This is a genomic window from Pontibacter sp. SGAir0037 (assembly GCF_005491705.1).
In the GTDB taxonomy this organism is placed as follows: domain Bacteria; phylum Bacteroidota; class Bacteroidia; order Cytophagales; family Hymenobacteraceae; genus Pontibacter.
This window is the reverse complement of the sequence record NZ_CP028092.1, coordinates 1,358,785-1,379,676: the sequence shown is the minus strand read 5'-3', so window position 1 is coordinate 1,379,676 and position 20,892 is coordinate 1,358,785. Positions and strand designations below refer to the sequence as shown.

Below are 20,892 nucleotides of genomic sequence, written 5' to 3'. Positions count from 1 at the left end.
CATGCGAAAAATTGTAGTTGTCGATTATCTCAAGGATTGGGATGAGGCAACAGAGGATGTGGAGGTAGTGGAAGCGCAGCAATACTTAACCGATACCACTTATACTGACATAAAGAATGCCCGTATTTTTAACCTGTGCCGCTCGTACAGGTACCAGAGTGCCGGCTATTATGTCTCGCTGCTGGCTGAGGCCAGAGGGCACAAGGCTATCCCCAGCGTAACCACCATGCAGGATTTGAAAAGCCCTACCATTGTGCGTGCCATCACAGTTGAGTTAAACGAACTGATACAGAAAAGTTTGAAAGGGTTGAAATCTGACACCTTTACCCTGAGCATCTATTTTGGCCAGAACCTGGCAGAGAAATACGACAAGCTTTGCAAACAACTACACGACCTTTTTCAGGCACCTTTGCTGCGGGCGCAGTTTGTGCATAAAGAAGAGTGGGTGCTCCAAAGCATTTCGGCTGTACCCGTTAACGAAGTACCTGCCTCGCACTGCCGCTACCTGCCAGGTTTTGCAAAGGTTTACTTCGCCCGCCACCGCTTTTCAGGCGCAAGGGTATCCAAAAAGGTATACGATCTGGCCATATTGGTTGATCCGCAGGAGAAAGCACCTCCCTCCAACGAAAAAGCGCTGCAGTATTTTGTAGAGGCGGCGGAGCAGCAGGGGTTCTATACCGAGCTCATCACAAAAGACGACTACCGCAGGTTAGCAGAGTTTGATGCGCTGTTCATTCGTGAGACAACAGCTGTAAACCATCACACCTATAAATTTGCACGCAAAGCCTCCGCCGACGGCATGGTGGTGATAGACGATCCGGTTTCCATTCTGCGCTGCACCAATAAAGTGTACCTGGCAGAGCTGCTCACAAAAGCCAAAGTACCTGTTCCCAAAACCATGATCATTCATAAAGATAACCGCGACCAGGTAGAACAGGAGTTGGGATTGCCTTGCGTGCTTAAAAAACCGGACAGTTCTTTTTCGCAGGGTGTGGTAAAGGCCAAGGATACAGAAAGCCTTCAGAAGCAGCTGGATGAAATGCTGGCAGACTCAGAACTGATTATCGGTCAGGAGTTTACACCAACTGAATTCGACTGGCGCATCGGCATCATTGATAAGCAACCGCTATATGCCTGCAAGTATTTTATGGCCAAAGACCATTGGCAGATCTACAACTGGGAGGGCAAAAAGAAGCAGGACGAAGAGGGCGATGACGAAGTGGTGCCTTTCGAAGAAGTGCCTTTTAACGTGCTGCATACAGCCTTAAAAGCTGCAAGCCTGATCGGCGACGGGCTTTACGGCGTAGATATCAAAGAAATAGACGGAGAGGCCTACGTGATCGAGATAAACGACAACCCAAGTATTGATGCAGGTTGTGAAGATAAAATACTCAAAAAAGATCTTTATGCCGCCATTATAAAATCGATCAGGAGAAGAATAGACCAACACAAAAACGGGAAAACAGATGAGTAAGCGGCCACAAGTCCTGCACCTTTTCGAAGGGTACGGGGTAGAAATGGAATATATGATTGTGCGGGAAGATACACTGCAGGTATACCCGATTGCAGATAAACTTATTTACGATGAAGTCGGGGCTTACCTGTCTGATGTGGAGTTCGGAGAAATAGCCTGGTCGAATGAACTGGTGCTGCATGTGATCGAGCTGAAAACCCAGGGACCGGTTCCGTCACTTGCAGGCTTGCATGCAAAATTTCAGGAGCACGTGCAGCAGATAAATCAGAAGCTGCAAAAGTACCAGGCCCGGCTCTTGCCTACTGCTGCCCACCCGCTCATGAACCCTTACACCGAAACACAACTCTGGCCGCATGAGCATAATGCCATTTACGAAGCCTACAACAGCATCTTCGATTGCCGCGGGCATGGCTGGTCGAACCTGCAGAGCACACACCTGAACCTTCCTTTCGGTAATGATGCTGAATTTGAAAAACTTCATGCCGCCATACGAATGGTGCTGCCACTTATACCTGCCATTAGTGCCTCTTCTCCGGTACTGGAAGCTAAAGTAACAGGCTTTAACGACACCCGCCTGGAAGTGTACCGCCTGAACCAACAGAAGATTCCTGTAATTACCGGACAGGTGATTCCGGAGCTGGCCTTTTCTAAATCAGCTTATGAAGAAATGATCCTCCAGCCCATGTACCAGGCAGTGGCGCCTTATGATGTGGCCGGTGTATTGCAGGAAGAATTTCTGAATTCGCGCGGGGCCATTGCGCGTTTTGAGCGTAATACCATTGAAATAAGAATTATTGATATCCAGGAAAGCCCAATTGCAGATATTACCGTACTACAAGCAGTGGTGGGTGTTATAAAAGCCCTTGCGCTGGAAACGTGGGTAAGCCTGGAAGAACTGAAGCAATGGCCGGAAGAAAAGCTGGCCGGGATTTTCAGACAGGTTATTCAAAACGGACAGCAAGTCATCCTGCAGGATGAAGCGTTTCTGCAGTCTTTCGGCTATAAGAAGGCAGCCAGTTGTAGCGTAAGAGAGCTCTGGACACACCTTGTACAGGAGACGGCCATACTCGAGGAGCAACCCGCCTTAGCGCATACCATGAACATTATACTAACCAGGGGAAATCTCTCTAAACGCATCTTAACTGCCTTAGGCGAAGACCCTTCTGAAATACAAATAAAAGAAATATACGGCCGTTTAGCAGACTGTCTGCAAAACGGGAAAATCTTTTTACCGGAAGAACCATGTTAAAGCTTTTGCTAACCTGTGAGCATGGCGGTAATCAAATTCCGCCGGAGTATAGCCATTTGTTTGAAGATAGAACAGAGCTGTTGCAGTCGCACCAGGGTTATGATATAGGAGCACTGGATTTGTTCCGCGTTTTACAGGAGATAGCAGACTTCAGCTTTTACTCGGAAACTTCACGCCTGCTGATTGAACTGAACAGGAGCCTGAACCATGGAAAATTATTTTCCGAAGTAACCAGGGTACTTCCTGAAGAAGAAAAAAGAAAGATCATTCAGGCACACTACGTGCCTTACAGAAGTCAGGTAGAACAACTTGTAGACGATTTCATTTCTGCCGGGCGAACTGTATTGCACCTTTCGGTACATACCTTTACTCCGGTTCTGAATGGCGAAGAACGACAGGCGGATATCGGATTGCTGTACGACTCCAGGAAAAAAGAAGAGCAAACCGTTTGCAGGGAGTGGAAAAAGGCGATAGCCGCAAAAGACAAGGGGTTACTGGTGCGCTACAATTACCCGTACCTGGGCACAGCCGATGGTTTTACCACCTACCTCAGAAGAAAGTTTGACAAAGGTGGCTATATAGGGGTAGAGCTGGAGGTTAACCAGAAGTTTCCGCTTGCCAACCAGCAACACTGGGAGCAGATAAAGCACCTGCTGCGCGATACGCTGGCCGTGAACATTGCTCCGCAACGGGTAGATCCAACAGGAATATAAGCAGCAGAACATAAGAAATAGCGGAAGAAACAACCTATTTCAGGCAATTGGAGTAATATAACCGTATTCTATATTAGAACCTGATTGTATTTCAATTTTCACATAGTTGCTATACAATTGCATTAATTAATTTCTTATTCTAAACATTTAAAAAACTATGAAGATCAAAAGTATACTTAACCTGGTTGTGGTGATGGTATTGGCTCAACTGATGTTTTCTTGTAACTCTGCCAAGTATTATGATTTCGGTTCTCACTCAACCGCTTATCATCAGAAAAAGGAGAAGCCAGCTCCGGCACAGGAAGCAGAAGCGCTTAACCTTTCGGAAGTAGCATTAGCCGCAGCTGACGAAGAAGCAGCAAAGAAAGACACAGAACCTACGCTGGAAGCGACAACTGCTCCTGCTCCGGTTATCGTTCCCAATAAAGCTCCAAAAGCCAATGTAAAAGCAGTAGCCGAAGAAGCCAATGCTGCAGAAGAAGTAAAAACTGTTTCAGAAGCTGAAGCAATGGCCATGGCAAAAGAAAGAATTGCCAGCATGACCAAAGCGGAGAAGAAAGAGCTTAAAAAAGAAGTGAAAGAAGCCATGAGGCAAAGCAGAGGTGGCGGTGCTAATATTGTTGAAATCATACTGGCTGTTATCTTACCTCCTTTAGCTGTGTTCCTGCACGACGGAATAGGTACCTCTTTCTGGATTAATATTATCCTGACGCTATTGTTCTGGATACCAGGTATTATCCATGCCTTGCTGGTGGTAACAGACACGATCTAAATTTAATTTTAACGTTGAATTGAAAGGCTCTGCATCATATGCAGGGCCTTTTTACTGTAAGCAATATTCGCTAATTTAGTTTTCATAGGCAGCAGAAGTCATTCCCCCTGAAACTTTACATGCTGCTCCGAACCGCGAAAGAGCTTGCACAAGGTATAACAGGAATAAGACACAAACATACATGGACTACAAGGACTACTATAACATTCTAGGAGTAGCAAAAACGGCAACCCAGGCAGAGATAAAGAAAGCTTACCGGGCCTTGGCTAAGAAGTACCACCCAGATAAGACCAAAGGCGACACCGCTGCCGAAGAAAGATTTAAGGATATAAGTGAAGCTTACGAGGTAATCGGGGATGAAACCAAGCGCAGGCAGTACGACCAGTTAGGAGCCAACTGGAAGCAGTATCAGCAACAAGGCAGTGGCTTCGGAGGCCAGTACCAGGGTGCAGGTGCCTATGGCAATGCAGATGATGTTTTTGGCAGCGACTTCTCTGACTTCTTTAAGCAGTTCTTCGGAGGAGGTGGCTTTGGCGGCGGCTTTGCAGGAAGAAGAGGCACCCAGGCCAGAAAAGGGCAGGACTATGAAGCTGATATGTCTATCACGCTGCAGGAAGCCTATAGTGGCACGGCACACTTGCTAACGCTCGACAACCAGCAGCTTCGGATCAACACGAAGCCGGGTGTTGCCGACGGACAGGTGCTTCGCATCAAAGGCAAAGGTGCTCCGGGCACAGGGGCAGGTGCTGCAAACGGCGATTTATATATTAAAGTCTCTGTTCAGCCCCATCCGACCATCGAACGCAAAGGCGACGACCTGCACACAGAGCTCCCAATGGATATGTATACAGCCATACTGGGTGGAGAGGTACAGGTTAATACTTTGGCAGGACAACTTAAATTTAAAGTACCAGCCGGTACTCAAAATGGTAAAGTATTAAGGCTTCGCGGAAAAGGAATGCCTGTATACGGTAAAGCAGATCAGTTCGGTGACTTATATGCAAAAGTACAGGTAATGCTTCCCGTTAACCTGGACAGTGAAGACAGAGCCTTACTGGAGCAGCTGCGCGACAGACAGCAGGCTCGCTCATAGGCCCTGCTGGCTGGTTCGGCCCTGAATTACAATGCCTCTGAAGCAGGCGGAAACACCGCAGCAGGTAATACATCTTTCCAGCCAAACTGCGTGCAAAGCCGGGCCATGTTCTGCGGCACCGGAGCATGTACCTCCATATACTGCTTTGTTACAGGATGCTCGAAACCCAGCATGGCGGCATGCAGCAGCAGAAAAGGACTCTGCAGCTCATCAAAAAACATTTTGTTATGCCGCCAGTCGCCATGCCGTTTATCGCCAACTATATAATGGCGCAGATGCGCGAAATGCTTCCGGATCTGGTGCATGCGCCCGGTTTCCGGCACAACCTGCACCAGGGAGTAACGGGCAGTCTGGTACCTGCCAACCGGTATAGCCAATTCAACAGTGCCCAGCTGTTTATAATGTGTTATAGCATCCTGAGGTGCTTTATGCTTATGGTCTTTGTCTGGTTTTACAGGATTGTCAATGGTGCCTTCCGGAGGAGTATAGCCACGCACAATCGCATAGTATAATTTCTCCATCTGGCGCTCTTCAAATGCTTTCACAGTCAGCGTTGCAACCTTAGAGCTCTTGGCAAAAAGCAATACACCGGAAGTGCCTCTGTCGAGCCTGTGGACTGTGAACAAATGATATCCCAGCTGATCGCGGAGTATCTGTAACGCAAATTCTTTCTTTTCTTCTGCTATGCGGGTGCGGTGTACCAGCAAACCATTCGGTTTGTTTACCGCCACATAATAATCGTCCTCAAAAAGTATCTCCAGCACTGGCTATAGGTATAAGTGGGTTGCAAAATATAAAACTTAACCTTAAATCAGAAATCAGGTTAAAGCGTAAAAGAGTACATTTGCAGAAATAACAGGAGAAGGAGCTATGCCTTTATCATTTGATAATTTACGGAAAGGGAAGAAGTACAGCATGCGTAACTACGACGAAGTATTTGATTTTCAGGTAATGGAAATTCCAGAAGAAGGCGTATTTAAGGTTAAGGATTTAAACACGCTGGAGGTTTACCTGCTCAATGACCTGTTACAGTATGGCAAAGGCAAAGATTTTGACTTGAACGAACTTTAATTTCCCGCTGCAGCTGTTATCAGGAAAACTTGGTTATTTTACCTTTTAGGTCCCAGTGGCTTTTCAGTATTTCCTGGCTGTTGGGTTTACGTACAATCTTTCGGGCATATCGCTCTCCGGCAATTGCGCCATCATCTCTTCTTGTACCTATAAACAGTGTTACAGGCTCTCCAAATTCATTCGTGACAAACGTAATATCTTTGCCATTATAATTATCATCCAGGCGGCTGGATGGTGCGTAAATTTTACTAAGCTTATTTTCGAGTTTCGGATTCAGGGCCATAACAGTTCTTTTCTTAAAGATTTGTTACGAAGCAGCATATGGCAGGTTTAGCTTCCGCTCATTTTCTTCCACCAGAAGCCTCAGGAGTGATGCAGCAGTTCCCCATCCAGCAGCCATTCGTTTGCAAGCTCAGCCTTACTAAAAGCTTCTATCGCAATTTTATCTTCTACCAAAGTGGTAAACTTTTCAGCAATCTGGTATAAAACAATTTGGTACAGCGCTTCCCGGGGTGCTACCAGTGCAATACGCTGCAAACCTGAACCCAGCATACTCTTAGCTAGTCTTTCGGCTTTCCACCGCTGCTGATCAAGCGTAAGCATAATACCCTTTGTGTTGTCGCAAAGCCAATATTTTACCTGGTATTGTGTGGCTAGCTCAATTGCTATATTCGTGTATTCCCTAAAGTCGTCTGTTGAAGGATAAGCCAGCCATTTTGTAACCATAACTTTTTCCTCTCCTTTTAAAGTTATGGAATAATATTCATTCGTGTATAAGTTCATTTTGTTAGTGCTGGAAGCAACAGCTAGGTATTGAAGACTATGTAAGTATTTTTACTGATGCGTTAAATTACTAATAAATATTTCAATTCAAAATTATATAAAACAATTAATTAGTTTAAACATTAATTACAAAAATTAAATATATAATTCTCGCTATCTTTTAATTCAATTCTTATAATATAATTTTCTCTGAATTATACTTTTATGAACCACACAAGAGTTAAATTTTTTATTTCATTTTTATAAAATAAAACCTACCACTGCTTGAAAGGCTTACTTTTATTAAATAAAAAATTAAAAATGTGCTTAATCACTTAACAATAGCAGCTAAGTTACTTCTGCCACACCTGTATAATATAATTGCATCAGGAAATTTTTAAACTTCGAAATAAGGCAGTTTTCCCCTCCAGCAACTTCCACCAAAACTGATACTGACAGTCTACGTATAAAATTCCGGGACAAAATAAGACGACTATGCAATTACAACAAGCCCATTACTTTGTATACATTTTTGGAAACAGGCCCGGAGCAGATGTACAGATAGGAATTGCTGGTGATATTCCGGAGCAGATGCAAAGGCTTCATAAAGCACCATCACCCGAAAATTGTAAACTGGTTTATTACGAACATTACAGTCTGGAAGAAATGGCCCGCCACAGAGAAAACCAGATCAAGAGTAATTCCATAGACACGACCTACCACTTAATAGAGTCTATGAACCCAAACTGGCTCGATTTAAGCGATATGTTGCAGGAGTAAATAAATCTTATGAAACAGGGGAACGATGGCTCTACAGCCATCGTTTTTTGTTTTATAGGAACGTCTTTTAACCGATTTAAAACGAGCATATTAAAACTGGCAGCCTGAACTGGTAACAGAATTGTGCCTCCACAGCTGTGCAAAATCTTTATCTTTATACTGAAATTAAAACCAGGTGCAGAAAAAACTGTTCCTGAACATTACATGCTCCACATCATAAAAAATCTTCGGGAGAATATAAGGCTACAGTTATATGTGGTTTTGATTGGCTTGCTGCTGCTCATAACGAAGTTTGTCGCTTACTTTTACACCAACTCCAACGCTATTCTGACCGATGCGCTGGAGTCTATCATCAATGTGGTGGCAGGTTCGGTGTCACTGTACAGTCTGATCTTGTCGGCTCGTCCACGCGACATTAACCATCCGTACGGGCATGGTAAAATAGAATTTCTGGCTGCCTCGCTCGAAGGTTCACTTATTTTAATTGCCGGAACCATTATTATTGTTAAGTCTTTCTACAACCTGTTTTCCCCAGTAGAGCTCCAACAGCTTGATGCAGGTATCATACTCACAGCTGTTGCCGGCCTGATTAATTTCGGTACAGGCTATTTGATCGTTAAGAAAGGGCAGCAGAATAAATCAATGGTGCTGGTGGCAGGAGGGAAGCACCTGAAATCTGATGCGTATTCCACTGCAGGTATATTAGCAGGTTTGCTGCTCATTTACCTGACCGGGCAGGTCTGGCTGGATAGTGTCGTGGCGATTGTTTTTGGCCTGGTTATCTGCTACACCGGCTACCGTATTGTACGATCTTCTTTGGCTGGCATTATGGATGAAGCCGATTATGAGCTCCTAAAAGAAATTGTTGATGTGCTGAATGAAAACAGGCGTGAAAACTGGATTGATATACATAACCTCCGGGTGATTAAGTATGGCGCTACCCTGCACATCGACTGCCACCTGACTGTGCCCTGGTACCTGAACGTTTTGCAGGCGCACGACGAAGTAGAGGCTGTAGGCAAACTGGTAAGAGAAAAGATCGATCCAAGTATAGAATTGTTTATTCATACAGACCCTTGTATTGCACCTTCCTGTACGGTATGCGAAAAGCCTGATTGCAACAATCGCCGCCAGGACTTTAAGCAGCGTGTTAAATGGGAGTTCGAAAAAGTGATAGCTGATAAAAAGCATGGTGTATAGCATAGCTTGTAACCGAATAATCTAAAACTTTTTGTGAACCAATAAGTTCTTTAAAACCGGATTCATGATTGATCCGGAATAAACATAAGGCGACTTAAACTAAAATTATGCTACATAGAATTATATGGCTGATGCTGCCACAGCTGTTCTGGCTGGTATCCTGCTCCGAAGCATCCACTGGAGAAAAAGCACCAACGCAGGCTTCTGCCTCTTTAGACGAGGCTATTGCAGATTCTGCAAAATTAGAGAAAGCAACCTTTGCAGGAGGCTGCTTCTGGTGTACCGAAGCATTTTTTGAAAGGCTGAAAGGTGTTAAGAAAGTAGTTTCGGGATACGCAGGCGGACACGTAAAAAACCCGACTTATCAGCAAGTAAGCGCAGGTACTACCGGCCATGCAGAATGTGTGCAGATCTACTACGATCCACAGTTGCTGACATACCAAGACCTGCTGGAGGTGTTCTTTGCCACCCACGACCCAACCACCTTAAACAGGCAGGGCCCCGATGTCGGGGAACAATACCGCTCTGCCATCTTTTACCACAACCAGGAGCAAAAGCAACAGGCGGAACAATACATCAGCAGCCTGGAAAGTGCAAGTGGGTTTCTGAAGAAAGTAGTAACCAAAGTAGAGCCTCTTAAAGCTTTCTACGAAGCCGAAGATTACCACCAGGATTTCTACCGCCAGAACCCGGATAATGTGTACATGCAACGAGTGGCAGAGCCTAAAATGGATAAGTTTGAACAGAAGTTTAAGGACAAGCTGAAAAACTAGCAGGCTGCCGGCCGTGCAGGAATAGGTCTATACAGGTTAATTCTGAGCTAAACCTATCATTTTTGTTTAACGCCACGTATGTTAGGGGAATTAGAACGTTTAACCTAACTACATAAAAACTATGAATTTTATTATTAACTTATTAGTTACGGCAGGTGTAATTGTGCTGCTGGCTTACCTGATGCCAAGTGTACATGTAAAAAGCTTCTGGACCGCTTTATGGGTGGCTTTCCTAACAGCTATTTTTACGGCAACAATAGGCTGGATTTTAGGCGGTGTGTTAAACCTGGTAACTTTCTTCTTACTGGAATCTATAGTTGGTTTGATTGTAACAGCTTTAATGCTTAAACTGGTAGATAAGCTGGTCAGCAATTTTAAAGTAGATGGGTTTCTGCCAGCACTTATCATTGCCATTGCCGTAGCTATAGCACTTGCGCTTGTGAACTGGGCCAGGGGCGATAACAGAGATGACTATGCGAGACTGGATACCGCTAAACTGCAGACAGAACAGTTGCTGGCATCTAACAATGCTCTATTAAAGTAGAGCTATGATTCTGAATTGGCCGTTATTGCTTTCGGCCCAGATTTTAAACCAGTTAAACAAAACTGCCTGTGCAATAAGTACAGGCAGTTTTGTTTAACTGGCTGTTTTAACCACCAAAGTATGGCAGTAACCATCTGTTTACTTTGTTTAACTTTACCTTTTAGCTACCTTTACAATTGTTACCACACCTAATTTCAGGCAATCGCTTTTAACTTTTTTACTTTAAACAACTTATTAACCGTAGCTTCTGGTAAAATGCATCATTTGGTATATTTGAGTTCGGCAGTCGAGGAGATGAATGATGAACAATTAGCACACATCTTACAAAAGTCGAGAGAAAACAACAGCAAGAATGGGATAACCGGAATCCTCTTATACAGTGATGGAAACTTTATACAAGTGCTGGAAGGAGAGAAGCAGGCGCTGTTTAACACCTTTAACAGAATAAAGTATGACTACCGGCACAGGGGCATTATAGAAATGCTCAACCAGCCACTCAAAAAGCGTAATTTCCCCGACTGGTCGATGGGCTTTAAAACCATAGCCGCTTCTGAATTTACCAGATTTGCCGGCTTTGTAGATTTGCAGCAGCGCACGTTCCTGAACCAGGAGTTGCAGCAACAGGAGCAGGACGCTATCACCTTACTCAAAATATTTGCTGCTGATAACATCAGGTAGCACTTCTGACAAAAACCAGTCTATTCCAGTTTTTGCTGAACGGCTTTCCGCAACGGGTCTTCCAGGTGCTCCATGGCCGCTTCGTCGCCCTGTTCTATTGCCTTCGCCAGTTTTTCAGCAAAATCCTTGGCTACTTCAGGCGTAAAGGTGAGTATCTCCGGATCGGTAACTGCATCTATTACAACCGGCCGATCGGCACTTAAAGCCTTTTCCCAGGCAGCTGCCACCTGCTCCGGGCTTTCGACCCTTATTCCGATAAAGCCAAGCGATTCGGCGTAGCGGGCATAGTTAAAGTCGGGTATTTCCTGCGACTCCTTAAACTTTGGCTCACCCTGCATCAGGCGTTGCTCCCAGGTTACAAAGTTGAGGTCGCGGTTATTGAGCACTAGTACAATTAATGTAGGGCTTTGCCACTGCTTCCAGTACTTCTGAACAGTTAAGAGTTCGTTGTTTCCGCCCATCTGCATGGCACCATCGCCTACAAAAGCAAAAACTGCACGATCGGGGTGAGCAAACTTAGCGGCAATAGCATACGGCACAGCACAACCCATGGTCGCGAGTGTGCCTGAAACAGAGAACTGCATGCCTTCCCGAATGCGAATGTGCTGGGCCGTCCAGCTGGAAGAAGAGCCTGAATCCGAGGTTAAGATGCAATTATCAGGCAGCCTCGGCGACAGCTCTTCGAACAGGAGACGCGGGTTGAGCGGGTTAGCTTCTCTTTGCGCCCATTTACTTATCAGGTTCCACCAGTTCTTTACATTTTTTTCAATTTCCTGCTGCCAGCTCCGGTCTGCTTTTCTTTCCAGAAGAGGCAGCAAGGCACGCAAAGTTTCTGCACTGTCACCTGATAAGTTTACATCCATCGGGTACCGGATGCTTTGCATGCGGCCATCCAGTTCAATCTGTATACCTTTCGCTTTTCCTTCTTCCGGCAAAAATTCGGCGTAGGGAAAGCTGGAGCCAATCATAAGCAGGGTATCACAGCTACGCATCATTTCGTGGGAGGCATTTGTGCCGAACAAACCAATGGCCCCTGTTACAAAAGGCAAATCATCTGCTAATGCCGCCTTGCCTAAGAACGCTTTGGCTACACCTGCACCCAGTACATCGGCTACCTGTTTTACTTCTTCGGCTGCATGTAAAGCTCCGGCACCTACCAGCACGGCTACTCTTTTGCCAGCATTTAACAATTCGGCAGCACGTTGCAAATCTTCTTGCTGCGGAATTACACGTGGTGCCGAATACCCGATGCCCGAATGAACATTCTGATGCTCATGCGGCGGCTCCTCATATGTTTCAATCTGCAGATCGTTCGGGATGATAATACAGGTAACCGTACGCTGTGAAATTGCGATCCGGAAGGCCCTGTCGATGAGGTGGCGGATCTGAGACGGATCAACTGCCATCTGAATATACTCGGAGGCAACATCTTTGAACAAAGACATCAGATCTACTTCCTGCTGGCTGTTCCCGCCCAGTGCCGTCATGGCTTTCTGACCGACAATGGCAACCACCGGCTGATGATCAAGCTTTGCATCGTATAAACCGTTTAGCAAGTGAATGGCTCCAGGACCAGAGGTAGCCAGGCAAACTCCCACCTGTTTGGCAAACTTGGCATGGGCACAGGCCATCAGAGAAGCCATTTCCTCGTGGCGTGTCTGGATGAAATCTATCTTGCCCTCCGCCCGGTTTAAAGCTCCCATAATGCCATTGATGCCATCGCCCGGATACCCGAAAATACGGATTACACCCCAGGCCGTCAGCCTGCTTATCAGAAAATCGCTTACTGTCTTGTTCATAGTGCTCAGGTTACCTGCATAAGTATACCTGAGAATCGGGTTCGGGTTGCGCATGATTACAGGATAGCCTTTGCCGGGAGCGTAACCTTCGCCTGCACCTGCTTCGTTAGCTAAGCGTACAGCACAAGCACCCTCCATGAAAAGACAATTAGCAGCCACTGCCCTGAGCTTTTTTTTAATCTTTCAGGCTACTCCGGAATCACTTGCACAAAAAAATGCTTCTTCAACTAAAAGGCTGGCCACACCGCAACAGGTAGAGAGCCTCTGGTATAAGAACAGCATTATTTACAGTGTCGATATAGATGCCTTCAAAGACTCAGACGGTGACGGAACAGGCGATTTCAACGGTCTTACCCAGCAGTTGGATTACCTGCAGCTGCTGGGGGTGGATGTGCTGTGGCTGGCTCCCTTTCAGCCTTCTCCGAAGTTGGACAATGGGTACGACATAAGCGATTACTATGGGGTAAATCCTAAACTTGGCACACCAGGCGACTTTGCTGAGTTTATGTATCAGGCCAGGAAACGGGGGATGCGTGTGATAACGGATTTAGTGCTGAACCATACTTCCGATCAGCATCCGTGGTTTCAGGAGGCTAGGCAAAACCCCAACTCCCGCTTCCGCGACTGGTATGTATGGTCGAAAGACAGGCCCAAAGACTGGAACAAAGGAATGGTTTTTCCGGGTGTACAGGAGGCAACCTGGAGCTATGATGAAAAAGCGGGCGCATACTACTCGCATCGGTTCTACAAATTTCAGCCAGACCTGAACTATCAGAACCCGGCAGTGCAGCGCGAGGCAGAGCGAATTATTGGTTTCTGGCTGCAACAAGGCGTAGACGGATTCCGACTGGATGCCGTGCCCTTCATCATAGAAGACCCCAGGTCTGATCGGGAGAAACCAATCCATTATTTTGAGCAGATCAGCAGCATCAGGCGTTTTACGCAATTCAGAAACGGGAATGCTATTATTTTAGGAGAGGCCAATGTGTTGCCTGATGAAAACCAGCGGTACTTTGGAGAGGAAGGAAACGGCATCCAGATGATGTTTAATTTCTATGTGAACCAGCACCTGTTTTACACCCTGGCTTCAAAAGAACTGAAGCCTCTGAAAAAAGCCCTGGAAGGTACTCGCGATATTCCGCCCACCGCACAATGGGGAAACTTCCTGCGCAACCACGACGAGCTGGACCTGGGCAGACTTACAGAGAAACAACGAAACAAGGTATACCAGGAATTCGGGCCCCAGAAAAACATGCAGTTGTATGAGAGGGGCATCCGGCGCAGACTGGCTCCCATGCTTCATAATCGCAAGCAACTGGAACTGGCCTACAGCCTGATGTTCTCCCTGCCCGGCACTCCTGTTATCCGCTACGGCGATGAAATTGCGATGGGAGACGACCTGAGCCTGAAGGAAAGAGAGGCGGTACGTACTCCTATGCAATGGTCTGCAGGCAAACATGCCGGATTTTCTACCTCAGACCAACCGCTTGAAAACCCCGTTATCGACAAAGGAGAGTTCGCCTACCAGCAGGTAAATGTAGAGGCGCAACTGCGGGAGCCGGGTTCTTTTCTTAACTGGACAGCCAATCTTATCCGCGTCCGGAAGCTGTGCCCAGAAATAGGCTGGGGCGACTGGCAGATACTGGAAACGGGTTCGCCCTATGTGCTGGCCATGCAATATGCCTTTAAAGGGAATCATGTAGTGCTGCTACAAAACTTCAGTGAAACGCCACAACAGGTTAGCTTTTCCTCTGGTGCTACTGCAAAAAACAGGCTGGAGAACCTGTTGCAACCGGAAACACTGCAGGCTGATGATAAAGGCCAGGTAAAAACACAAGTAGAAGGCTATGGTTACCGCTGGTACAGAATAGGAGGGATGCTGCCTTTGCATGATATCAAATAAGCAACAGAGAGTTGAAGCTTGTGGTATTATTTCCGCAACACGCTCTTTACTTTTTCAAGCCACTTCATTTCGTCCTGGTCATCCTCTATTAGAAAACTATAAGGGTGCAGCTTGGGCACATGGGCACAGACAATCCGGATAACAGCAAATAAAGGTTCAAACAAAATCATGCCCGGTATGCCCCAGATCAGTTCCCCGAGCACAATGGCAAATATGGTCATAATAGGCTTAATATTCAGTTTATTACCCATTACCAAAGGCTCTATGATATTATTATCGATTACCTGAGCAGCAACCAGGATGATTATAACGGGTAAAATCATGCCGGTAGAACCACTTACAAACGCCATCAGTATGGGGAAAGCACCACCAACAAAAGCCCCCACATAAGGAACAAGCGTTGGCAGTACAGCGATAATACTGATAAGCAGCGCATTCTTAAGCCCAAGTATGGAGAAACCAATCCCATAGCAAACTGCCAGAAAGATCATGGAAATTAGCCGCCCGATCAGGTACTGCCCCGATACTTTCGTTATTTGTTGCAGGGTTTCCCGGGTGGCAGGTTTGCTTTCGCTAGAGAACACTCTCAGGAAAAACTGCTCGTAAGTTTCGCGTTTCCACATCAGGAAAAAGAAATAGAGGATCACCAGCGCAAACGAAGTAAGCAATCCGAAGAATCCGCCTACCACTGAAGTTAAAAACTGATTGGCCGACTGTGAAATTTTCGATATTTGCTCTTTGGCAAACTGTACCTGTTGTTCCGGGGCCACGCCGTACTTTTGCTGTATCCAATCCTGCAGGTTATCCAGGGTTTGCTGTAGCTGTTGCTGTATCTGGGGCAGGTCTTTTGAAAAGCTGGCTGCCTGCAACGAAATGACCAGGATAATGCCGGCTATAAACAGCAGGATGATAAGAATACACAACAGTGTAGCCCATATACGTCCCACGCCTCTTGCCTCCAGCCAATTGCTCACAGGCACCATGAGCATCGAAAGCGCTATGGCAAAGAACAGCGGTATAAAGAACGGCTTTCCATAGTAGAGAGCTACCACTGTGAGAATACCCAGGAGCAATACTGCATTAACACGGTAAATGGAGATGTTTTTCATAGTTCAGGATCAGGTCATACAATCTTTTCCAGGGTTACAGAAGCAGCTTTGCCAGGCCGATGTAAATCATACAAGGGTACTATACTGGTATAGCTCTTTTTAGATGCTGGATTCAGAACTTTCTTTTGAAGCAACCTCTTCGGGCAGTACAGGCGGTTTTTCCCATGCACCGGAAGCGCGCTCTGCCTGGCACAGGAGTTCCTTATTTCGAAACTGAAGTGAAAAGTATACACGGCCCAAGGCCTGCGGCAAATCAGGATGCATCTCCAGTTTACCGTCCTGTACCTGCCAGCCCAGGTAATGGTGTTGCAGCACAGCCAGTGTACCGCCCATAGCAGCCATATGAATGCCCTCAGCCGTTCCTTTATCTTCCGATGATATATCTACCTGTTGCGTTTCCTTAAAAAACGTCCAGGAAACAGCGGGATCAAAGGCCGCGAAAGCTCCTGCGAACACAACTTTGGAGAGCGTGGATTCGTGCGCCGTATGGGCAAGATGGTGTTCCAGCGTCCGGTGGAGCAGGTCTTCCTTCACCTCATAGCCATTGCGACGAAACAGGGCGGTAAGTTCTTCAGGCCTGAAAAGGTACAGCAACACAGGGGTATCGGCTTGTTTGGAAATCTGGTAATGCTGCACCGAGTCGTGCGTGCTTTCCAGTACCCAGTCGAGCCGCTCTGTTCCGTGCTTTTGCCGTAAGGTGTACAGGTCAAATTTTTGCAGCTCTTCAAAGCCTTCGAATTGGGAGAGCGTGCCATCGCTGTTAAATACAAACCGCATCTTCCGGCTGATGGTATCCCATTGTTCCAGTTCATCGGGTGTCAGTTTCAGCTTCTCCAGTAGTTCTTGCTGCGCTTGCTCGGGCAGGAGTTGCAGCAATGCTCCGGCGTGAGAAAGCGTCCAGACAGCCATTAGGTTGGTGTAGCTATTGTTGCTGATCCCTGGCTTATCCGCATGCTGATAGGCTGTATGGTATTCGTCAGGACCCACTACGCCATGAATTTCGTAGCGGTCCAGGTGTTTGTTGTAGGTAGCTATGCTGGCCCAGAAGCGGGCAATCTCCAGGAAAAGCTCCGCACCACAATCAGCCAGAAAGGCAAGGTCGTTGGTTATCTGCACATAGTACCAGATGTTGTAGGCGATGATAGCCCCCACGTGGCGCTGCAGGAACGTATAGTCGTGCATCCAGCGACCTGAGAGCGGGTTCAGCTGGAAAGGCGGGGTTTCTTCCTCGCCATCGCTGGCGCTGCGCCAGGGATACATAGCACCCGCGAATCCATGTTGAGCAGCCAGTTGCCGGGCTGCATGCAGGCGGCGGTAGCGGTAATGCAGCAGCGACCGGGCCGACTCAGGAAAATGAAAAATCAGGAACGGGAAGATAAACACCTCATCCCAGAAAACCTGGCCATGATATTCTTCGCCCTGCCAGCCGCTTGGAGGTACACCGGCATCCATCTCAGCAGTGTAAGGCGAGAGGTTCTGCAGGATATGGAATATGTGCAGGCGAAACAGAAGGAGCTGTTCCTGATTGTCCATCGTTAGCTGGCAACGGTGCCAGAGTTGCTGCCAGGCTGCTTCGTGGGCTGTAAGCAGTGTATTGAAGTCGGGAGCGGCAAGCAGCGCTTCGCGTGCCGCCTGCCGACACTCCCCGGCAGGCATGTTGATGGAAGTATAAAGCGCTGCAATTTTCTCTATGTTCACTTTGTCGCCTTTCTGCAGAAACACCTGCATCGTACTGAAAATCTTTTCCTTTTCAGGTTTTACTGAAGCAATTCCAGTCAGGGCGGCACCATTTACTTTTACCTGTGTTCGTGCCGTAAAAGCCATGGTAAAATCGGATTGTACCGTGCGGGCGATCAGTTCCAGGTTATTGTCGGCCCAACTGCCTGTCTGCTGTATTTCCAGGTGATGCCGGTTATAAGGAGCATAGCGCGGTACTTTGTTGTTGGTGATGTGGCCGTCGAGGCCAGTCCGTATTTCGAGGTTTCCCGACCAGTTTTCTGCCGTTATTTCCAGGGATAGGCACATCAGGTGCGGCTGGGCCATGCTGATGAAACGCCGTTCCCGGAGCAGGGTACGCCGGCCCTGCTGATCGCTGAAATACACCGTGCGACTTAGCAGACTTTTCTGCAGGTGCAGCGTTTGCCTGTAAGACAGAATCGTTACATCCTCCAGCGAAAACCAGGGACCCTGCTCCACACGAAAAGAAAGCGGGAGCCAGTTCGGCAGGTTCACCATCGATTCATTCTTTACCTCCTGCCCCTGTATATGGCTTGTCAGCTCGTTGTAGCAGCCAACCCGGTAAGTGCCCGGATAATGAATTTTATCATCGCCCGACTCTGGCGCAGCGGCCCTGGAAACAATGCATCCGTTTCCGATTGCCAGCAAAGATTCACGCCTCCCCTCATCTTCCGGGTCGTAATGGTCAAACTGAATAACCCAGGCACCATCTTCAGCTCTTGCCGTCTCCATTAAAGCTTTTTTGTTTGGGTGATTAATTGCTTGTAGTAGAATCCGATACCTTCCCGATCAGGGTATGCCGGTTGTGAGCCATAGCCTGTTACCGCGGCCTGGGAGGCAGCCGAGGCAAAACAAGCCGCTTCCTTTAGCGGGCGCTTCTCCAATAAGGCAACGGCAAGCGCCCCTGCAAAGGCATCTCCAGCTCCGGTGGCATCCACCACTTCTACCTGAATGGCAGGTATATGCAGTATTTCTTCCTGTGTGGCAGCCACGCAGCCACCATCTTCCATTTTTACAACTGCATGGGCTATCCCCAGTTCGACCAAACGCAGGGCCGCCTCCTTTGCACGAGATACTGTGTCTGGTTTTATACCAGTCAGGTCTTCTGTTTCGGAGGCATCGGGCACCATGTAATTTATCTGGGGATATAGCTCTTGGTTTACCCGGTCGGCAGGAGAGGGATCTAACAGCACTAAAAACCCTTTTTTATGAGCAACCACAATAGCTCTTTCTACGATAAAGGGCGCAATTTCATAATCCACTACAAGTACAGAGCCCTCCGGAGCCTGATGAATTGCTTTTTCAACTTCATCGCCATCTTCGTGCTGCCACACATCGTTGGCATTGGCAGCCAGGATGATCTGCTTCTTACCGTCTTCGGGAACGGCTATCATCGAAACGCCTGTTGTCTCCTGTTCGAGAGCACGTACATAGCGTAGTTCAACCCCCATTTCCTGTAGCGAGCCAAGTGCCTGTTCCTGTAAATCGTCTTTCCCCACGTGAGCGATCAAAGAAGCCTGAACCCCTAACTTGCGTGCCAGATAAGCTACGTTAGCCGCCTTGCCACCACTTAGCCGCAGGAAGTCGTGCCCCAGCATAGTGGTGGTAGTGCCCGGCTTTTTGTCTACACGTACCTGAAAATCTGCGTTTACGCTGCCAAGCGAAAGAATAATGCCTTGTGTCATCAGATATTTTTTTACACTCCTGCAGAATTGCCCTACTGCATACGGTAAACAGCTTATCCGGATGCTACGAAGTTCTTTTGGTTTTATTAGAGATGTGTGAATACAGGCGACTAAGCAATACATTTATATTAATTTTCCTCTGTTTTTTTAAACCGTTTCTTAACAAAGTAGCTACTGAACCGTTTCTAAGTACAATTGATCATATAAACACAAAATAGAACTATGAAAGCAGTACGATTTCACATGCCTAAAGTAATGAAGGTGGACAATGTGCCGGATCCGGGTATAGAGGATGCGCGGGATATTATACTGAAGGTAACCAGCACCGCCATTTGCGGCTCCGACCTGCATATTTACAACGGGAAGATTCCGCAGATAGAAAACCTGATTGTTGGCCATGAGTTTATGGGGGAAGTAGTAGAAACAGGTAAGGCCATTACAAACCTGAAAAAAGGAGACAGGGTGGTAGTGCCCTTTCCGATCAGTTGCGGGCAGTGCTTCTTTTGCCAGCACGACCTTTACCCGCATTGCGAGAACTCGAACGAGAAACACTACGGCCCGGAAGGAGCCTTGCTAGATCAGAAAGGCGCCGCCTTGTTTGGCTACACCAACCTGTATGGCGGCTATGCCGGCGGACAGGCTGAGTACGTTAGAGTGCCTTTTGCCGATGTAGGTCCACGCAAAGTGCCTGATATGCTGACAGACGAGCAGGCACTGTTCCTAACCGATATTTTTCCGACAGGTTACATTGCCGTAGACTGGGCCAATCTTAAAGGTGGAGAAACTGTGGTAGTATTCGGATGCGGTCCTGTAGGTATTATGGCACAGAAGTCGGCCTGGCTAAAAGGAGCTGGCAGAGTAATAGGCGTAGATATTCAGCCATACCGCCTGAAGAAGGCTCAGGAATCTGCGAATTCTGAAGTGATCAATGCTGCAGAGCAAGATGTTATACAACTTGTCCGGGACATGACACAGGGAAGAGGTGCCGATGTGTGTATTGATGCCGTGGGTATGGAAGCGGATCGCACTATCCTTGAAAAGGCCCTTAACACGATACGCTTGCAGGCTGGTACGACTAATGTGCTGGAAAACTGTTTTAGCGCCGTGCGAAGAGGAGGCGTTGTTTCTGTAGTGGGTGTTTATGGCTCCTACTACGATAAGTTCCCGCTCGGCCAGTTCTTCGACAAAGGCTTGATTATGCGCGCCGGACAGGCTCCTGTGCAGGCTTACATCGACACGCTGCTGAAACTGGTGGAAGACGGCAAGGTTGTACTGGATGATATAATCACACACAAACTTCCCTTGTCCGAAGCCCCGCATGCTTATAAAATCTTCAATAACAAGGAAGATGATTGTGTAAAGGTAGTGCTGAAGCCATAAAGTAAATTCTCTTGAAGCCAACAGCCCTTTTAAGTAAATGCCATTTTAAGTTTAAAGGGGCTGCTGGTTTCTGAGAAGTTGCAGAACGCAGTTTGAAGCCTCATACATATGCCAATAATCCAGCCAATTTATTAGTACCTGTAAAGCATCTAAATCATTTGTAACATCCT

At 47.1% G+C, this 20,892-nt stretch carries 20 protein-coding genes; 13 read left to right on the top strand and 7 right to left on the bottom strand.

The features are described 5' to 3' along the window. The first annotated feature begins 1 nt into the window (after nt 1). The 5 genes from C1N53_RS05720 (at nt 2) to C1N53_RS05700 (ending at nt 5,301) form a co-directional block, all read left to right on the top strand. The gene (locus C1N53_RS05720; protein ID WP_137758397.1) at nt 2–1,474 is read left to right on the top strand and encodes a RimK family protein; all 1,473 of its coding nucleotides are present in this window, start codon (nt 2–4) and stop codon (nt 1,472–1,474) included. Beyond that, on the top strand, nt 1,467–2,723 hold the full coding sequence (locus C1N53_RS05715) for a glutamate-cysteine ligase family protein (protein ID WP_137758396.1): 1,257 nt from the start codon (nt 1,467–1,469) through the stop codon (nt 2,721–2,723). The genes C1N53_RS05720 and C1N53_RS05715 overlap by 8 nt, the downstream gene beginning before the upstream one ends. After that, nucleotides 2,717–3,436 carry an N-formylglutamate amidohydrolase gene (locus C1N53_RS05710; protein WP_137758395.1) on the top strand — a complete coding sequence of 240 codons (720 nt, stop codon included), beginning with the start codon at nt 2,717–2,719 and terminating at the stop codon, nt 3,434–3,436. Before C1N53_RS05715 ends, C1N53_RS05710 begins: the two co-directional genes overlap by 7 nt. Before the next feature lie 157 nt (nt 3,437–3,593). Next, on the top strand, nt 3,594–4,208 hold the full coding sequence (locus C1N53_RS22975; RefSeq protein ID WP_371415955.1) for a YqaE/Pmp3 family membrane protein: 615 nt from the start codon (nt 3,594–3,596) through the stop codon (nt 4,206–4,208). A 181-nt stretch (nt 4,209–4,389) separates the two neighbouring features. Next, nucleotides 4,390–5,301 carry a DnaJ C-terminal domain-containing protein gene (locus C1N53_RS05700; protein ID WP_137758394.1) on the top strand — a complete coding sequence of 304 codons (912 nt, stop codon included), beginning with the start codon at nt 4,390–4,392 and terminating at the stop codon, nt 5,299–5,301. Nucleotides 5,302–5,327: 26 nt separating this feature from the next. On the opposite strand, the gene C1N53_RS05695 is transcribed toward C1N53_RS05700, so the two are convergent. After that, nucleotides 5,328–6,065 carry a pseudouridine synthase gene (locus C1N53_RS05695; RefSeq protein WP_137758393.1) on the bottom strand — a complete coding sequence of 246 codons (738 nt, stop codon included), beginning with the start codon at nt 6,063–6,065 and terminating at the stop codon, nt 5,328–5,330. 106 nt (nt 6,066–6,171) lie between these two features. On the opposite strand from C1N53_RS05695, the gene C1N53_RS05690 reads away from it, so the two are divergent. Further along, nucleotides 6,172–6,372: a hypothetical protein gene (locus tag C1N53_RS05690; protein WP_137758392.1), complete on the top strand. Its 201-nt coding sequence runs from the start codon at nt 6,172–6,174 to the stop codon at nt 6,370–6,372. 19 nt (nt 6,373–6,391) lie between these two features. Here the strand turns inward: C1N53_RS05690 and C1N53_RS05685 are convergent, their stop codons facing one another. Further along, nucleotides 6,392–6,655: a hypothetical protein gene (locus C1N53_RS05685; RefSeq protein ID WP_137758391.1), complete on the bottom strand. Its 264-nt coding sequence runs from the start codon at nt 6,653–6,655 to the stop codon at nt 6,392–6,394. Nucleotides 6,656–6,735: 80 nt separating this feature from the next. Continuing rightward, the gene (locus C1N53_RS05680; protein WP_137758390.1) at nt 6,736–7,155 is read right to left on the bottom strand and encodes a hypothetical protein; all 420 of its coding nucleotides are present in this window, start codon (nt 7,153–7,155) and stop codon (nt 6,736–6,738) included. Nucleotides 7,156–7,629: 474 nt separating this feature from the next. Between C1N53_RS05680 and C1N53_RS05675 the strand changes: the two genes are divergently transcribed. From C1N53_RS05675 to C1N53_RS05655, 5 genes are all read left to right on the top strand, one after another. Continuing rightward, nucleotides 7,630–7,914 (top strand): excinuclease ABC subunit C, encoded by a 285-nt coding sequence (locus C1N53_RS05675; protein ID WP_137758389.1) that lies wholly within the window; start codon nt 7,630–7,632, stop codon nt 7,912–7,914. A 204-nt stretch (nt 7,915–8,118) separates the two neighbouring features. Beyond that, a complete protein-coding gene (locus C1N53_RS05670; protein ID WP_137758388.1) occupies nt 8,119–9,114 on the top strand; it encodes a cation diffusion facilitator family transporter in 996 nt (331 codons plus the stop codon). 107 nt (nt 9,115–9,221) lie between these two features. Next, nucleotides 9,222–9,887, top strand: a complete 666-nt coding sequence (msrA, locus tag C1N53_RS05665; RefSeq protein ID WP_137758387.1) for a peptide-methionine (S)-S-oxide reductase MsrA — start codon at nt 9,222–9,224, stop codon at nt 9,885–9,887. Nucleotides 9,888–10,008: 121 nt separating this feature from the next. After that, nucleotides 10,009–10,431, top strand: coding sequence for a phage holin family protein (locus C1N53_RS05660; RefSeq protein ID WP_137758386.1), 423 nt, complete (start codon nt 10,009–10,011; stop codon nt 10,429–10,431). Nucleotides 10,432–10,686: 255 nt separating this feature from the next. After that, entirely contained in the window at nt 10,687–11,109 is a 423-nt protein-coding gene (locus C1N53_RS05655; protein WP_137758385.1) for a BLUF domain-containing protein, read from the top strand. Nucleotides 11,110–11,129: 20 nt separating this feature from the next. On the opposite strand, the gene C1N53_RS05650 is transcribed toward C1N53_RS05655, so the two are convergent. Further along, nucleotides 11,130–13,067, bottom strand: coding sequence for a thiamine pyrophosphate-requiring protein (locus C1N53_RS05650; protein WP_240773401.1), 1,938 nt, complete (start codon nt 13,065–13,067; stop codon nt 11,130–11,132). On the opposite strand from C1N53_RS05650, the gene C1N53_RS05645 reads away from it, so the two are divergent. Then, nucleotides 13,045–14,811: an alpha-amylase family protein gene (locus C1N53_RS05645; RefSeq protein ID WP_137758384.1), complete on the top strand. Its 1,767-nt coding sequence runs from the start codon at nt 13,045–13,047 to the stop codon at nt 14,809–14,811. The two genes, C1N53_RS05650 and C1N53_RS05645, sit on opposite strands and share 23 nt — an antisense overlap. Before the next feature lie 26 nt (nt 14,812–14,837). Here C1N53_RS05645 and C1N53_RS05640 read toward each other — a convergent pair whose 3' ends face one another. The 3 genes from C1N53_RS05640 to C1N53_RS05630 form a co-directional block, all read right to left on the bottom strand. Further along, on the bottom strand, nt 14,838–15,920 hold the full coding sequence (locus C1N53_RS05640) for an AI-2E family transporter (RefSeq protein WP_137758383.1): 1,083 nt from the start codon (nt 15,918–15,920) through the stop codon (nt 14,838–14,840). A gap of 99 nt (nt 15,921–16,019) precedes the next feature. Then, nucleotides 16,020–18,389: a glycoside hydrolase family 65 protein gene (locus C1N53_RS05635; protein WP_137758382.1), complete on the bottom strand. Its 2,370-nt coding sequence runs from the start codon at nt 18,387–18,389 to the stop codon at nt 16,020–16,022. Continuing rightward, entirely contained in the window at nt 18,389–19,342 is a 954-nt protein-coding gene (locus C1N53_RS05630; protein ID WP_168193972.1) for a ribokinase, read from the bottom strand. The genes C1N53_RS05635 and C1N53_RS05630 overlap by 1 nt, the downstream gene beginning before the upstream one ends. A gap of 222 nt (nt 19,343–19,564) precedes the next feature. On the opposite strand from C1N53_RS05630, the gene C1N53_RS05625 reads away from it, so the two are divergent. After that, nucleotides 19,565–20,722 carry a zinc-dependent alcohol dehydrogenase gene (locus tag C1N53_RS05625; RefSeq protein WP_137758380.1) on the top strand — a complete coding sequence of 386 codons (1,158 nt, stop codon included), beginning with the start codon at nt 19,565–19,567 and terminating at the stop codon, nt 20,720–20,722. Nucleotides 20,723–20,892 lie beyond the last annotated feature (170 nt).